We start from the raw sequence: 16780 nt of genomic DNA, 5'->3' as shown, positions 1-16780 counted from the left end.
TTTAGGGTTATTTATTTTTACAATCAAAATTGATAATTATTAATTATTCGCTTTTAAATACTCCTGATACTCATCCCATAACGATTGAGTAGTTTGATCAAATATTTTATTGGTAGCTGCATCCCAAGACCATGGAATAATTGTTTTTGCTGTTTGGTTCATCTTGTATACAAAATCAGGATCCTTTGTGTGCAACCAATCGATGAAAAAAGCAGTTGTTTTGTAACCATCATTCCAATGACCACCAACTTTTCTGTACTTATAGCTAGAATATCCTGCTTTTAATCGAACATAGTCAGCTATTCCTTCCAAAAAGCCGAAAAAATCAGTTCCTCCCGTATAAGCTCCTGCTCCTTTTGGCGAATACTGATAACCATGAGCCAATTCATGATACAAAACACCTACAATCTCATCTACCAAATCCGCATCGCTCATTTCTCCTTTTTTATTTTTCAGGTACAATGAGCTAAAAAAGATATTGATATGTGGTGGATTCCCTCCTTTTGCTGATATGGTTTCTAAATCCTCTATAGAATAATCTAAAACATTTAAAACATCAATTTCATCAACACTTCTGTACAAAATCTTACAAACATCTAAACAGACATTATTGATTAATTTTTTAGGATTTGGCACCAATTCTGTATACAAATCGCCATTTCCTCCCAAAGTTTCATTTACGAAGTTAATTTTAGGATAAGAGAATTGATTCCAAGCACCTTTGCGTTTAACATTCACATAATCGTTTAAGATTATAGTGTCTTTCAATCCCTTATTCTCAGCTATTAACTGCACAGGATATTTCCCAAAACTTTCATATTTCACCTTTGGATTTTTTGCTGTACTTGTTTCTGGCTTTCCTCCTTTAAAATACCAATGGTAAGCATCTGCCTGTACAGACAAATTGTTAAACTCAACCAATCCTTTTGTAAAAAAAGCTCTATTTTCCGCTTTAAACAAAGCTATTGGAGTGTTATCATTGCTATCCCAGGTAGCCAATAGTTCTACTTCGGAAAGTTGCAAAATGTCAGTTCCCTTATTTTCCAATTGCAAACGATAATATTTATAGTCTTCTTTTGCAGATACTGGATAGCTTAGTTTTTGATTGCGCCCAGAAAACTGCAAACCTTCTTGCCTATCAATTTCTTGCCACGATTTTTTATCATTACTAGCTTCTAAAACGCAAATCACCGGATCACGTTCTTCGGCATCTCCTCCCGAAACCAGGGAATAGGAACTTAACTTGCATTTTTTTAAAGTGGTAAATTGAATGCTAGCATTGCTATTAAATGTTAAATATTTCGAATAAATATCACCATCAACCAATTTACTAACATCTTCACCAACAGGAGAATCATCTCTGTCAGATATTACTTTACACTTGTAATCCGTTACATTTACAGGAGTGGTTTCCTGCAAATTACAAGACATAAGTAGTGCTGTTACACATGCTAACAGCATGAGTTTACTTGTGTTTTTTATCATGTTTATTTTATTTCGCTTACTGTTATTTTTAAGTGATTTAAAAAGGGTTTTCTATAGCCAAAAGTCAGGCTTCCAGCCATAGAAAATCACATTAAAATTATTTTGTAGTAGAATAAGGATAAGAATCCTTTGAAATTCCGCGCTTTTTATTTGGGCGACTGCTCATTTCGAATAACAACTCTCCTCCATTTACAATATCAGTATGGTTCACATAGTTTTTATCCCACTTTTTACCATTTAATTTTACCGATTTGATATAAATATTCTTCGATGAGTAATTTTTAGTTTTTATGGTAAACTGCTTGCCATTTTCCAAATTTAGAACTGCCTGATCAACCGAAGGTGCTCCAATTGCATACTGACCAGAACCAGGACAAACAGGATAGAATCCTAAAGATGAAAAAATATACCAGGCCGACATTTGTCCACAATCATCGTTTCCACACAAACCATCAGGTTTGTTCAGGTACTTGGTTTTCATTATCTGATTGATTCGTTCTTGTGTTTTCCAAGGCTTTCCTGCCCAATTGTACATGTAAGCAACATGATGACTAGGCTCGTTTCCGTGCACATATCCACCCATAATCCCCTCACGGGTAATGTCCTCGTTGTGCTCAAAATATTTGTCTGGAATATGCATGGTAAAAAGCGAATCCAAATGATCTGAGAAACGCTTCTCACCCCCCATTTTGCTAACCAAACCACTAACATTCTGAGGAACATATAAGGAATAGTTCCACGAATTTCCTTCAATAAAACCAGCTGCATGAGTATCCAAAGGATCGAATGGACTTACCCACTCTCCTGCTTTGCTTTTAGCTCGTACATAGCCTGTATTATCATCAAATAAATTTCTCCAATTTTCCGATCGCTGTATGTATTCTTTTGCAATAGCATCTTTTCCCATTGCTTTAGCCAATTGTGCAATTGTGTAATCATCGTAAGAATACTCTAATGTGATTGATGCTCCCACTCTGCTTGTTTCGTGAGGCACATACCCATAGCTTAGGTAATCACCAATACCATCGTATTTTTTATAATTTGCACTTGATAAACAAGCCTCCAAAGCTCTTTCTTTATCAACTCCTTCCAATCCATTCACCAAAGCATCAGCAATTACAGGTACTGCGTGGTAACCAATCATACACCAATTTTCATTACCAAAATGACTCCAGATAGGAAGAATTTTATGAACACTTTGATCGTAATGTGCCAACATGGAATTAATCATATCAGCCGAACGTTTTGGCTGTATCAGCGAAAGCAAAGGATGTTGTGCCCTGTAAGTATCCCACAAAGAAAAAACAGTATAGTTTGTAAAACCTTCAGCCTGATAAATGTTATGATCCAAACCTCTGTATTTCCCATCCACATCCATGTATTCAACAGGATTGATGAATGAATGGTATAAAGAAGTATAGAAAGTAACTTTTTTCTCTTCAGACGCCGCCACTTGCACACGACTTAACTGCTTTTGCCATTCTGTTTTGGTAGCCTTTCTAACTTTGTCGAAATCGAAATGAGGAATTTCTGCTTTCAAGTTTTTTAATGCTCCTTCGGTACTCACTGCCGACAAAGCGAATTTTACTTTTATCTTCTCATTTTCCTCGGTAGAAAAATCAAAATTCGCAGTTAATGCTTTTCCGGCCATTTCTGGAAAATTATCCGTTTCGTCGAATTTGCGCCAAAAACCATTGTACACCACTTTTTCATTATTACGACATCCGTAATTTTTAATAGGCTTAGAAAAAGTCATGGCAAAATATTGGTAATTCGATCTTGCCCAACCTCTTGTTATTCGATAGCCTGTTACCAAAGTATCATTTTCAACACGAATGGTAGACCACAAAACCTTGCCATCGTAATTATAAATTCCATGAGTTAAATCAAGAATAATATGAGCATTATCGGTAGCAGGAAAAGTATACTGATGAAACCCTACTCGCTGGGTGGCTGTTAATTCAGCTTTCACCTTATAATCATCCAATTCAACGGTGTAATATCCAGGCTCTGCTTTTTCAGTTTCTTTTCGAAACATTGAACGGTAACCTTTTGATGTATCGTCAATTGTTCCAGGATTGTAATTTACCTTCCCAACTGTTGGCATGATAAGGAAATCCCCTAAATCGGAATGTCCTGTTCCACTTAAATGGGTATGACTAAAGCCAACAATAGATTTGTCTTTATACTGATACCCTGCACAGTAGCGGTAAACTTCTTTATTATACTTTCCCTCATGAATAAATTGTACACTATCTGTATCGGGACTCAGTTGAACCATTCCGAATGGAGCACAAGCCCCAGGAAAGGTATGTCCCATTTCTTCCGTTCCAATAAATGGATCTACATACTTTGTTAAATCAGTATCCTGAGCAAATGCTCCTCTTCCAAAAACAAGAAAGAAACAGCAACTTATGGCAAAAATAATTGATCTCATAAATCTGTATTTTAGTAATTTGTTACTAATTTATAAAAATACTTTTGTCTGGCTTTAAGCCGATTACTTCTCTTTTAAATCATCAGAAAATGAAGGAGGGCAAGCTGATTTTGATGATGCAAAGCCTTTATTCATAACATCACCTAAAACAAACTCTATTTTCCCTCCATTCACTATATCTGAATAACTAAACCAAGCTTTGTTCCAATCAATACCATTTATTTTTACCGATTGGATATAAATATTTTTCTCTGAAAAATTCTTAGCAATAACTTCTATTGCATTACCATTGCTCATGTACATTTTGACATATGGTAAAGCTGGAGAAGTAATTATGTACTGATCGCTACCAGGACAAACTGGATAGAAACCCATAGCATTAAAAATATACCAAGCCGACATCTGTCCACAATCATCATTCCCACAGAGTGAACCTGGTTGATTGCCATATTGCGTTTCAATAATTTTACGTGTTAACTCTTGAGTTTTCCATGCCTGTCCTGCATAAGAATACAAATGACTAATATGATGACTAGGCTCGTTTCCATGCCAGTAATCTCCTATTCGACCATGAATATCATCTACTCCTAAATAATCTTTACCCTCTTTATTGGCAAAAACAGCATCTAATTTCTGAGTAAATTCCTGATTTCCAACATAGCAGTTAATTAATCCCTGAACATCATGAGGAACGGTCCATGTATACTGCCAGGTAGTACCCTCGGTAAAAGCACCCAAGTGTTTGAAGAAATGAGGATCAAAATCTTGCATCCACTCTCCTTTACTATCTTTAGGTCTCATCCAACCAATTTCTGAATCGAACAAGTTTTGATACGCCATTGCTCTTTTTGAGAAACGCTCAAAATCTTCAGTTTTTCCCATTGCCTTAGCCATACGAGCAATGCAATAATCATCGTAAGCATATTCAAGGGTTTTCGATACCGATTCGTTTTCTATATCGTATGGCACGTAACCTAATTTTTCGTATTCTTTTGTTGCATCGTATTCGGGATGAGTTGCCGAATGAACACATGCTTGATAGGCCAAATCCCAATCTACACCTTTTACTCCTTTAAAGTAAGCATCAACAATTACAGGCACAGCATGATAACCAATCATACACCAGGTTTCGTTATTCCAAAAAGACCAAATTGGTAACATTTTATCCGGGCTTTGTTTGTAATGCTCCAACATAGAATTAATCATATTGGCATTTCTATCGGCCTGTGTTAAGCAAAACAACGGATGCGTTGCACGATAAGTATCCCACAAAGAAAATACGGTATAATTGTCAAATCCTTCTGCTTTATGAATATTCTGATCAAAACCTCGGTAAGAACGGTCTACATCAAAATAGGTGTTGGGTGCCATAAATGCATGATATACGGCTGTATAAAAAGTTTCTTTTTGAGCTTTGCTTCCTTCTACTTCGAATTTAGCCAATTCGTTTTTCCAAAGGGCTTTTCCTTCAGATTTAATTTTTTCAAAATCCCAATGGGGAATTTCTGCATCTAAGTTTTTCATGGCATTTGCAGTACTTACTGCCGAAACACCCACTTTTACCATAATTTGTTCCGCTTCTTTTGTGCTATAATCGGCAACAAACTGAATGTCAGGACCAGCTGACTCGACACTACTTCTAAATCGGTAGGTTTTATATGAGTCGTATTTTTCTTCCTTTTTGTTCGAAAAAATACGAGTAGCATCGAAAGGACGAGAAAATTTAGCAGCGAAATAAACATAGCGTTCTTTCGCCCAGCCTTTTACCTGATGCATCCCAGTAATGGTGTTGTCATCCTCAACTCTAATATTCGACCAAATTACCTTATGACGCAATACATGACTCAAATCCAAAACAATATGTGCACTATCTGATTCTGGAAAGGTAAAACGCATTAATCCTGCTCTATTACTAGCTGTTAATTCCGCTTTAATTTGGTAGTCATCCAACAAAACAGAGTAATAATTGGCTTCAGCAATCTCATTTTTATGAGAAAAGCTTGATAAATATCCAGGTTCTGATAAATCTTTTTTCCCTTCGTTAATGTACAATTTACCTGTTGTAGGCATAAATAAAATATCACCTAAATCAGGAATTCCTGTTCCATGCAAATGAGTCATGGAAAAACCATAGATGGTACTATCAGAATATTCGTAACCCGAGGCAGCACCCCAATCCCATTTTTCAGTATCTGGACTTAATTGCACCATTCCGAAAGGAACCTGAGCACCAGGATAAGTATTTCCTTCGCCTAAAGTACCCACCAAAGGTTTTACAAATTTTGTGTAATCTCCCCCACTTTTAAGATTTCCATTCTTTTTTGCTGAACATGCTTGCAAAAGCGAAGCTGCAAAAATGAAAACTCCTAACAATAATTTATTCATGCTTTACTATTTTCTATTAACTACAATAATTTAGGCAGCTAAATCTTATTAGTTGAACTGGGCAACAAGTGCCCAGCTCAAATTTCTTAATTAATAACCTTCGTTTTGTTTCAGGTTGGTATTGATATCTCTTTGAGTTTGTGGTATTGGAAATAGAATTCTTGTAGCGTCACTAGTTGATTCTTTTTCCCAACGAGGCTGTAAATATTTTCCAAATCGAATTAAATCGGTTCTGCGGTGTCCTTCGTAAGCAAACTCTCTACCACGCTCTGCCAATAACTCATCTAAAGTTAAGGTAGTTGTTGTGTATTTGTTTTCTTCAAATTTATCTCCAAATGCACGTCCTCTCAATTCATTTACCAAATTAACTGCAGTTTGATCTGCTTGTCCGTTGTTTTGACGCATAATTGCTTCTGCTTTGTTCATAAGCACCTCTGCATAACGAATTAAAACAATATCGTACTCTTGATTCCAGTTTAAACCTGCAATAGCCTCATATTTTTTACAACGTGCTCCTTCAAACAAACCTTCACTATGAAAAGTTGTTACCTCTTTAGAATAAACAAGCTGTCCACTACCTGGATTTCCTGCTTCAATATAAACAGGAGTTCCATCTGCATAAAACTGAGGACCAACCGCAAATTGATTTTTACGAGCATCATCATCACTATAAGAATCATAAAAACCCTCTTGTGTGATAATTCCGTTCCATCCACCTGCATCTACGTGATTGCTCCAGTAACAAGTAAGTGCGTGCAAAGGTGCTGACATAGAAGATCCTCCTTTTTGGGTAAGCACCTGAATGTTTTCTTTTGATAAATTATTATCTTTTGAGAAAGCATCCAAGTAGTCTGCCTCTAACTCATAGAAATCAGAAGAAATAACCGCATCACACATTTTTATAGCATCCGCATACTTATCAACCCCAATATAAGTTTTGGCATTTAAATACAAACGAGATAGTAAAGCTTCAACACTTTGCTGACTAAAAAATCCTTGAGCATAAGGTTCGAAAGCATTTGGTAAATTACCCTTAACAGCCAAAAATTCTGTCTCTACAAATTCGAATACTTCTTGTGCTGATTTTGTTTCTGGATAGTAAGGATCTCCTACTTTTGTTACAATCGGAATGTTTCTCCAAAAGTCAAGACCAATCATGTGCATGTATGCTCTGTAAGCTCTCAATTGTGCTTGCATTTCAGCTTTAGAAATGGATACTCCCATTTCTTCAAAATCCTTATCTTCTATCCCCTCAAGAACAGCATTAGCAAAACCAATACCTTCCCAAACTGTATTCCATGATGATTCTATCTCGCCGTGACGAGTACCCCAGGTATGCTTGTGCAATTCAGACCAAAGCGCATTATCATAACCATGATTTTCTGATGTTTTGGTTGTCCATGCTGCCATATCTGTACCTAAAGTTCTCAACTTTAAATAGTAATAGGTATCACAGAAAAGCAAATGCGACCAAGGACGCATATAAGCTCCTTCAATTTCCTCAGCTGAAGTATAAAAATTAGTAGTTAAATTACTACTGTACACTTTCTCATCTAATTCGGAACAAGAGTACTGCATGAACAATGCCAGGACTCCTACTATAAATAATGATATTTTTTTCATTCTATAATCTCCTCTAATTAAAATTTAACAACAGCGCCAATTGTAAATGTGCGTGTTACAGGGTAAAAATTCAAATTATCAAATCCTGGGGTTATACCAGAATGGCCTCCAAGTTCAGGGGATAATCCTGAGTAATTAGAGAAAGTATGCACATTGCTACATGAAGCATATACTTTTGCATAGGAGATACTCTTCCATTTGCTTGTATCAAAAGTATATCCTAAAGAAATATTCTGAATTTTTAAATAATCTCCATCCTCTAAATAGTAATCGGAATATTGAGAAGGAGCACGTAATGGACTTGATAAAGCAGATGTATAAATATTACTTTGAGGAAATTTATCAAGATTCTCCATATAAATTCTACCCACATTAAGCACTTGATAATCGAAAGCACCACGCATAAAAATCTCCAAATCGAACCTTTTGTATTGCAAACTATTGGTTAAACCAACAAAATAGTTCGGCATTCCATTACCAATTACTTCTTTATCGGTATCAGCATGGTAACCTTCAACTTCATCATTAAGATCTTTGAATACCCATCCACCTTCTTCATCGAACTTATCGAAACGAGGGCCATAAAAATCACCAATCGATCCACCTTCTTTTACTCTGTAGGCACTACCTAAACCATTTCCAGGTAATTCTCCAGCATAAAAAGGAACTGGTTCTTCATCGGCATTGGATAGTTTCTCAACCTCGTTTACATTGTAAGAAACATTAAAATTAGTGTTCCATTTTACTTCTGTATCTTGAAGAATTTTAGCATTAACACTTACCTCAATACCCTTTGAAGAAATCTCACCAATATTACTAACAATGGTAGGCTTAATTAAAGAAGGAACAGGAGCAGCTGCGCTATACAACATATCATCTGTTTTTCTTGAGTACAAATCTACACTACCATCAAAACGATTTTTTGCGATAGCATAATCGAAACCAATATTGTACTCTTTTTTACGCTCCCATTTCAAATCAGGATTTGGATTTTTTTCTAAAGCGTAAGCACTTACCACATTTCCATTAAACACATAAGGCAAACCTTCCTGAACAACAGTTGATAATGAATTATATGGTCCTGTAGCAGGGTTACCAGTTTCACCATAACCAACACGCAATTTTAGGTAATTAACAAATGATAGACTTTCCATAAAATCTTCATCAGATATGGTCCAACCTGCAGATACTCCATAAAAATTACCCCATTTGTTATTTTCTCCAAAAATAGAGCTACCTTCTCTGTTGTAACTAACTGTTAATGCATATTTATCATCATAAGTATACACTAAACGTCCTCTCCAAGATTCAAGGGTTTTCTCACTTCTTCCACTTCCCATACTTGCAGGTCCATTCAAATCCTGAACTCCATCATCATTAACAGGATTTGTTAATTTAAGTCCTGAACCAATAGAATGCCATAAAAATTTATCGTTTACAAAGCCCGAGTTACTCATAGAGTAAGTATACCAAGTATCTTCTTCGTGAGTATAGTTGGCCATTACATTAAAATCGTGCTTATCGAATCTTTTTCTGTAGTTAATGTTTCCCTCGTAAGTATATTTATAGCTATAAAAAGATGATGTACTTGCCACACCCTTAATATCATCTTTTGCTAAATTTTCATTTTTCGATGAAGTATAAGATCCTGAATTTGCATCTTCTACTTTCCAGGCAGCTCTACCTCCAACTGTTAAACCTTTTACTACTTCGAACTCAGCAAAAACATTCGCTAATAAAACTTTCTTAATATTCTCTGTAGAGTAATTTCGTATGTTTCCAATTGGGTTATCTACGCCAAATTCCTGGAAGGTTGCAAATTCTCCATTTTCTTCATAAACAGGTCTGGTAGGATTAAACTTTGCAACAGAACCAAAAGCGCCATAATCTGCTAATCTATATTTTGCTTGAGAAGCAGATAAACTCAAACGCACATTTAATCGATCGTTAATTGCTTTGTGATTGATGTTAATACGACCACTTAAGTTTTTCTTAAAAGATTCTAATGCAACACCTTTATTATCCATATAATTAATAGATGCGCGATAATTAGAATTTTTATTTCCTGCACTAAATGCGATATTATGAACCGTGTTGTGATTAGATTGTAGCATTTCGTCGTACCAATCGGTAGAAGCATCACCTGTTGCAACGCCCATCTTATTTCCTAAAGCTCGAAACTCATCAGCAGTTAAAACATCAGGTCTTTTACTGATCTGATCGAAAGCATAATAGCCAGAATATTCAACAGTTGGTTTTGATTCTTTCCCTTCTTTGGTAGTAATTAAAATCACACCATTTGTACCTCTGGATCCATAAATTGCAGCTGCAGAACCATCCTTCAAAATTGAAAAAGTAGCAATATCTTCAGGAGCAACAATATCTAAAGATCCAACAGCAACACCATCAACAATAATTAGTGGCGATTGACCTCCTGTAGAAGTTACCCCACGAATTAAGATGTCTGGACTAGCATTAGGATCTGATCCTTTAGGAGTAGACACTGTTAAACCTGCTACACGACCTTGAATTTGTTGCACTGGAGAAGAAGCAGTTACCTTAGCAATATCATCAGTATCAACAGTAGCTACCGAACTGGTAATTTGTTTTCTTTGAACAGCACCATAACCAATTACAACAACTTCCTCTAAACCTTGTGTATCGTCTTGAAGTGTAATGTCGAAGCTTGTAGCTTCAGATACTATAACTCTCTGCGTAGTCATACCTATAAAAGAGTATAGAATAACCTGATCTGACTCTACGTTATCGATTTCGTAATTTCCATCAAAATCAGTTACTCCACCACGTGTGGTTCCTTCGATAACCACACTAACTCCAGGCAATGGCAATCCATTAGAATCGATTACCTTACCCGAAATTTTCTTTTCCTCTTGCTTATTTTGTTGAAGAGGAGAAATAACAATATCCGTATCTACAAGCTTGAATGTTAAGTTTGTACCATTTAGTACTCGATTAAGAATTTTCTCAACAGATAAATTTTTTGCATCTACACTAAACTTTTTTGATTGAGGCAATTGCTCATTCTTATAAAAGAAATCAAAGTCAGTTTTTGCTTGTATTTCTTTAAACACATCTACAATAGAAACATTCTGCATTTTTAATGTAATACGTTTCTCTTGATTGATGTTCTGTGCATACCCTACAGATGCAGTAGAAAGTAGCAGCAATATGTTCACCAAACAAACAATTGCAAACCGTCTGCCATATTCTCTCCATTTAGCAGACATTAAAAACGATTTTTTTTTCATAAATTTAACGGTTATTAATTAATGAATCTTCTTTTCAATAAAGAGGTTTATTTTGTGAGGGGAAATGTTACCGCATTTCCCTTTTTACACTTAAAAGCTCCTTACCGGCAATAGTATTTTCAACTTTTTTCTTCCTTTACACTACTAAAACGTTTTAGTAAATGGTAAAATAAAAAATCAATTGTTAATATTTATTCAACAGGGATAATGACAATAACATCCCCTTTATACTCATATTTAATCTTAGTTGTGTGATTAATTAATGACAAAACATGTTCAACAGGTTTAGTCCTCTTGATAACTCCAGAGTAGTGCATATTTCTAAAAAACTCCTTCGGATATTCAAACTTTACATCATACCATCTTTCAACCATTCGAATCAAATTATCGAAACTTTCATTTTCAAAAACATAACGACCTTCACGCCATACGGTATAGTAATTCGTATCTACCTTTTTTAATGACAACCTATTACTTAATCGGCTATAAATCAATTGCTGATTAGGCTCTATAATGACGGCTCGTCCTGCTGCTTTTACCTCAACGCTTCCTTCTTCAAGCGTTGTGTAAACATTCTCTTCGTTTTCGTAGGCTCTAACATTAAAAACGGTACCAAGTACTTTTAAGCTTTGTCCTTTCACATTCACAACAAAAGGTTTTTCCTTATCCTTGCTGACATTGAAAAATGCTTCTCCACTTAATGTTACTACTCTCTGCTTTTTATCGTTATCGAACGAAAAATCCAATTTCGAATCAGAATTTAACCATACTTCGGTTCCATCAGCCAGGGCCAATTTCGATCTTTGCCCTTTTGGCACTTCTAGCTTATGAACCAGCTTTTCTGGTTTGTTCATCGAATCTAAAAACATATTGGCACCCCATCCCAGGCCAAATACTACAATAACTATTGCGGCAACCCTCATCCACAAAGCAAAACCCTTCTTAAGGGTGTAAGTTTTCGGAATTTTCAACAGATCAATTCGATTGGATAAAATCCTCCATTCTCTCTTCAGGTTTATTTTTCCTTTTTCAGAATGCATTTTATAGGAATCCCAGATATCCTTTTGCTGGAAATACTCCTTTTTGTTTTCGGCATTCGAATAAACCCAATCAAGAAACTGAATCTGCTCCTCCTCACTAAGCTGTCCCTGAAGGAATTGTACTATTTTATCCTTATTACTCATCTTTAATTCTCGGTTTCTATTCTACATGATCGGAAAAATAGATTTTACCCTACCTCCAATTTTCGCTTTTTTTTATTTTTATTAATCCACAATGACATCAAATGATCAGTTTACTATAGGGATCAGTAACTTAGGGAAGAAAATTTTATATTACATTCTAATTCGACCACATCATTTTATAAAAAATCAGAGCCTTTAAAGTATATGTACATCAATAAAGGAAGATATTCCTTTAGCTCAAGCTTAAGAATTTTAAGAGCTTTGGTGATTTGTTTTTCAACGGCTTTGACCGAAACACCTAGCTGTTCTGCAATTTCCTTGTTCTTAAGGCCATTAAAACGACTCATAACAAACACCTGACGACAACCATCAGGCATTTTATCCATAGCTTCTTTAAGTTTTTCTTCTAACTCTATTTCGATGATACTTTTTATTCCATCGTTATAATAGGCGAGCTCATCAAGATTTAATGATTCTGTACGATAAGTGTCTTTCACTTTTTGGCTTTCGATTTCCTGAAGACATTTGTTGCGAACCATTCGAAAGAGGTAGGCAGATAAAGAGGATTTAATGGTAATGTGTTCTTTGTTCTGCCAAAATATCATAAATACGTCATGAACCAGATCTCTTGCCAAATCATCATCTACAAATTTGCAGGCATAGAAATACATAGAAGTATAATACTCTTCAAACAATTCTTGAAAAGCATATTTACTTCCTGCCTTTAATTTTGAATACAAATGGTTGCTTAAATCTGTCATGGACTTTTTTCTTCAAAGCCAAATTTAGAAATCTTTTTCTATTTTAAGAATGTTCTGAAATAGCAAGTTGGTTAACACAACAATTTTCAAGACCAATTCCTCCTGAATATATTATCAAATGTTATTTTATTGAATTTGAATAGGATAAATATGTACAATTCATTCAAGCCATTTATATGTTTCAGTTTAAGCAGGCTCTCATTAGGATCACAGCAAATCATTATGGGTTGTTTTTAGCAAATACAATTCAAAGCCTGATTTCCTACAGCCACCACCAGGAACAACAAACACAAATCCGGCCACTGCATTTATCTTTTATTCATACTAAAAGCCATCCTCCGGATTCACCTGATATTATTTTAGAATTGGGATAAACTTGAAATTCAGTTGGTTTTTTAAACTCTTTCTAAATTAACATAGAATAAATATTTAAAAGTAGATGCTTATTACAGCAGACAAATCCTTGAAAACATAAACAAACACAAAGCTTTCGTGTAAATGTCACAATTAAAATAAGTAAATGGCTCCTACTGTTAATAAAGGTTAATTCTTGAAAGTGGGTTTGAAGCTAGTTTAATTTTTTCTAGCTTTATTATTGATAAGAAAAGCCTCGCAGTCTTTTGAACAAACTTTGGACGGTTTACGACATCAGACTGCGGGCTAGTATTCACAGGTAAATATACTATATAATATGACTTTACCATTTTACTTACGAAAAAATCCTCTCACTCAGCGTGAAGATGATTTTTCGGCACAAACTCTGGTTTTCGAAACTTCCGAATTTGAAGCCATTGTTTCCAGAGCTGTAAAACGCCACTCTTCCTTAAACGAAGTTGATGCCACCTTGGCTGTAAATGCTGTGTTCGAACAGATTCACGAAGAGCTATTGGCAGGCAACAACGTTATTACACCCATGTGTAATATTCGTTTAAGCATTGCAGGTGTTTTTGATGCTGACCATATGGAATTTGATCCGGAGTATCACAAAGTCAATCTGAACTTTACTCCAGGCGTCAATTTCAGGAATTTAACACAGGAAGTGAAGCTGAAGAAAATAACTGCTTCGGACGTGCTTCCTAAAATTGATGGATTCGAGGATTCGGAAACTGCCAGCAAAAACGAAAAGATTACCCCTGGCAAGGGTGGCATAGTAAAAGGTTCCAAGCTAAAATTGAACAAGGACATTGCCGATGAAGGTTTGTTCTTTATTGCAGCCGACAATACCGAGCACAAGGTAACCACCTACATGCGCAACATGCCATCTGAACTGATTTTTACCATTCCCGATGGTTTAACCGCTGGCAAGTACAGTTTAGAGATTCGTACTTATTTGGAAGGGAAAACCCTACGTACTGGACAATTAGACTATGAATTAACCGTAGACTAATCTCTCCCATTTTCTCAGGAAACTCTCCGAAGCTCTTTTTTCGGGGAGTTTTTTTATGCCTGATATGCTTAGAATAGCCTTCTTACAAAACTTAGTAGGCTTCTGGTCGAAGACTTAGTATGCTTCTGGTCGGAGACTTAGTATGCTTCTGGTCCGACACTAAGTATGCTTCTGGTCGGAGACTTAGTATACTAAGTTTTTAATTTTGGCTATTTATTGCTTTTGATGGCAGGCAAATTCTTCCCATCTATTTTATTAGTTATAATTTTTATTGTTTAAATTTGGTTAACATTTAAGTATTATCCAACCCTTAATCTTAACACCTTAAGCACTAATAAACAAAACACATGACTAATTCAACCCAACTCCATGAAACATTTAAAAGTGTTTTAGATATAAATTTAAATGAAAGGTTAAATATTGATACTATCTTAATCACTGAATGGAACATAAGTAAAGATTTACTTTTTACCTATCACACATTATTAAAGGAGGCAATAAGAATTTGCAAACAACAAATTGAGGTTATCCCAAAAGACGTAACCAATGATTTATATAAGTACTGCAGCTCATTTCTCACCCAAATCAGTATGATTAAGATCAGTTCTAATGGGAAATCAAAGTACAGAATTTCAATTGGAGACACATCAAAAATTATAAAGTGGACTGATGAAATTTTAAACAATGAATTTTACTACACAATTTCAACGATTAAGCTTTTTGAAACAAGGGTCGATCCTGATTTAGAATTTGATAAAATCTTTGAACGAAAACATAAGTTACTACTTGAAATGGAAGATAATATAAAAACCATTCATAAGGAACTTCAAAATAAAACAAAAAAACATATTACTTCGGATTACGCTCAAATTTTCGGTCAAGTTTGGGAAAAACATAGAAGCTACTCAGTTCTTTGGTTATTATTGGGAGTTTTTATCGCTTTTGTTTTTGTAATATCTTTCTTTTACGGTATTTATGACCACTTTCCAACAGAAAACTTAAGAACCTCAGGTGAATTTGCAAATTATAATATTGGCAATATTATTACTCGAGTTTTAATTATTTCAATTCAGATATACATTATTAGTTTCTCTTTTAAGCAATACACTGTAAACAGGCATTTGCAAAATCTAAATCGACATAGGGCAAACGCTTTTGAATCATATAAATTATTCGATGCCATACTAGATAAAAAGGATACAACAAACAGAAACGAACTAATGCTACAATTAGCTAAAGCTATCTACGAGCAAACTTCTACTGGATACCTTTCTGAAAAAGGTTCTAATTTTAATTTAAGCTTAACAGAGATTACTAAGATGTTGGGGCAAAATGCACCAAAATAAAATCAATATTTTATAGAGATGAAAGATTTAAATGACATTATTGAAAAATTAGAAGGTATCTATAAAACTTTTGGGATAATAGGAGTAATATTAGTCCTCTTATTGATAATAGGCACCTTTATTCTTTGGAAGTTCCTCATTAAAAATATTGAAGAACACGCAAAGTTATCTGTAGGTAAAGAATTAATAGAATATACAAAGAAACTTGAAGAAAAGATTGTTGCATTAAATTCTGAATTACAAAGAATATCTAATAAAAACATTGGAAATGACAACAAAGAAAGAGAAGCAATCCTTGACTTTATAGATTCGTATGGAAATTGGCTACATGGAACTCTAGGCACTCATACTTTTTCACGAGTTCATAACATTAATGATATAAATAAAGCAATCAATCGCATCAATAAGGCCTATTGTAAAACAAATGAAAAGTTAAATAAAATGTTATTTTGGACCAGTGAATCGAACATTATTACTCCTGCAATAAAATTACAAAAAGAAATTCTTAAATATTCTAACAGACATGAAGTTATTCTGGCTCATTTAAGAAGAAATATAGAATATATTGATAATGAAGACATAGCTATGGATTTACTTCTGAATGATAAAGATAATAAACCTTTTATAGATTTGCTTCCTGAGTTAATCAAAGAATCAAATCCAGGGACATTATCACACATGATAAATTCAAGGATTATTTCTAAATTCTATAATACTGCAAGCGAACAGTATATAACAGTTGAAACTGAAAATAAAACTTTTCAAAATATTACCAGGGAGTATCTATATAAGTCATCAAAAATAATAACTCAACAACAGCAGTTAAATTTCATTAATCAAGACTGAAAGTCTTATAGCATCAGCAAAGGGCAAAGCCCTTTGACCACAATTGTATAAAACCCC

At 34.7% G+C, this 16780-nt stretch carries 10 protein-coding genes; 3 read left to right on the top strand and 7 right to left on the bottom strand.

What is annotated here, in order from left to right:
• Positions 1 to 39 precede the first annotated feature (39 nt).
• The 7 genes from M0051_RS05650 to M0051_RS05620 all read right to left on the bottom strand — a co-directional run bounded on the left by M0051_RS05650 (position 40) and on the right by M0051_RS05620 (position 13144).
• Positions 40 to 1485, bottom strand: coding sequence for a basic secretory protein-like protein (locus M0051_RS05650; RefSeq protein WP_306740583.1), 1446 nt, complete (start codon positions 1483 to 1485; stop codon positions 40 to 42).
• Between the two features lie 97 nt (positions 1486 to 1582).
• Positions 1583 to 3922 (bottom strand): GH92 family glycosyl hydrolase, encoded by a 2340-nt coding sequence (locus M0051_RS05645; protein ID WP_306740582.1) that lies wholly within the window; start codon positions 3920 to 3922, stop codon positions 1583 to 1585.
• 63 nt (positions 3923 to 3985) lie between these two features.
• Complete coding sequence (locus M0051_RS05640; protein ID WP_306740581.1) at positions 3986 to 6307, bottom strand: GH92 family glycosyl hydrolase; 2322 nt, start codon at positions 6305 to 6307, stop codon at positions 3986 to 3988.
• A gap of 90 nt (positions 6308 to 6397) precedes the next feature.
• Positions 6398 to 7930 carry a RagB/SusD family nutrient uptake outer membrane protein gene (locus M0051_RS05635; protein ID WP_306740580.1) on the bottom strand — a complete coding sequence of 511 codons (1533 nt, stop codon included), beginning with the start codon at positions 7928 to 7930 and terminating at the stop codon, positions 6398 to 6400.
• Positions 7931 to 7947: 17 nt separating this feature from the next.
• The gene (locus M0051_RS05630) at positions 7948 to 11199 is read right to left on the bottom strand and encodes a SusC/RagA family TonB-linked outer membrane protein (protein WP_306740579.1); all 3252 of its coding nucleotides are present in this window, start codon (positions 11197 to 11199) and stop codon (positions 7948 to 7950) included.
• 191 nt (positions 11200 to 11390) lie between these two features.
• A complete protein-coding gene (locus M0051_RS05625) occupies positions 11391 to 12383 on the bottom strand; it encodes a FecR family protein (protein WP_306740578.1) in 993 nt (330 codons plus the stop codon).
• A 176-nt stretch (positions 12384 to 12559) separates the two neighbouring features.
• A complete protein-coding gene (locus M0051_RS05620) occupies positions 12560 to 13144 on the bottom strand; it encodes an RNA polymerase sigma-70 factor (protein WP_306740577.1) in 585 nt (194 codons plus the stop codon).
• A 691-nt stretch (positions 13145 to 13835) separates the two neighbouring features.
• Here M0051_RS05620 and M0051_RS05615 point away from each other — a divergent pair.
• The 3 genes from M0051_RS05615 (at position 13836) to M0051_RS05605 (ending at position 16723) form a co-directional block, all read left to right on the top strand.
• Entirely contained in the window at positions 13836 to 14531 is a 696-nt protein-coding gene (locus tag M0051_RS05615) for a DNA-binding domain-containing protein (RefSeq protein ID WP_306740576.1), read from the top strand.
• A 347-nt stretch (positions 14532 to 14878) separates the two neighbouring features.
• The gene (locus M0051_RS05610; protein WP_306740575.1) at positions 14879 to 15877 is read left to right on the top strand and encodes a hypothetical protein; all 999 of its coding nucleotides are present in this window, start codon (positions 14879 to 14881) and stop codon (positions 15875 to 15877) included.
• Between the two features lie 18 nt (positions 15878 to 15895).
• Positions 15896 to 16723: a hypothetical protein gene (locus M0051_RS05605; protein WP_306740574.1), complete on the top strand. Its 828-nt coding sequence runs from the start codon at positions 15896 to 15898 to the stop codon at positions 16721 to 16723.
• The last annotated feature ends 57 nt before the right edge of the window (positions 16724 to 16780 follow it).

The organism is Marinifilum sp. D714 (assembly GCF_030851345.1).
In the GTDB taxonomy this organism is placed as follows: Bacteria; Bacteroidota; Bacteroidia; order Bacteroidales; family Marinifilaceae; genus Marinifilum.
This window is presented reverse-complemented; position numbering and strand designations above follow the sequence as displayed.

Bases quoted from the DNA above. Each gene is read 5' to 3' on its own strand.
- M0051_RS05605 (WP_306740574.1), top strand. From the start codon at position 15,896: ATGAAAGATTTAAATGACATTATTGAAAAATTAGAAGGTATCTATAAA.
- M0051_RS05620 (WP_306740577.1), bottom strand. From the start codon at position 13,144: ATGACAGATTTAAGCAACCATTTGTATTCAAAATTAAAGGCAGGAAGT.
- M0051_RS05615 (WP_306740576.1), top strand. From the start codon at position 13,836: ATGACTTTACCATTTTACTTACGAAAAAATCCTCTCACTCAGCGTGAA.
- M0051_RS05625 (WP_306740578.1), bottom strand. From the start codon at position 12,383: ATGAGTAATAAGGATAAAATAGTACAATTCCTTCAGGGACAGCTTAGT.
- M0051_RS05635 (WP_306740580.1), bottom strand. From the start codon at position 7,930: ATGAAAAAAATATCATTATTTATAGTAGGAGTCCTGGCATTGTTCATG.
- M0051_RS05630 (WP_306740579.1), bottom strand. From the start codon at position 11,199: ATGAAAAAAAAATCGTTTTTAATGTCTGCTAAATGGAGAGAATATGGC.
- M0051_RS05640 (WP_306740581.1), bottom strand. From the start codon at position 6,307: ATGAATAAATTATTGTTAGGAGTTTTCATTTTTGCAGCTTCGCTTTTG.
- M0051_RS05610 (WP_306740575.1), top strand. From the start codon at position 14,879: ATGACTAATTCAACCCAACTCCATGAAACATTTAAAAGTGTTTTAGAT.
- M0051_RS05650 (WP_306740583.1), bottom strand. From the start codon at position 1,485: ATGATAAAAAACACAAGTAAACTCATGCTGTTAGCATGTGTAACAGCA.
- M0051_RS05645 (WP_306740582.1), bottom strand. From the start codon at position 3,922: ATGAGATCAATTATTTTTGCCATAAGTTGCTGTTTCTTTCTTGTTTTT.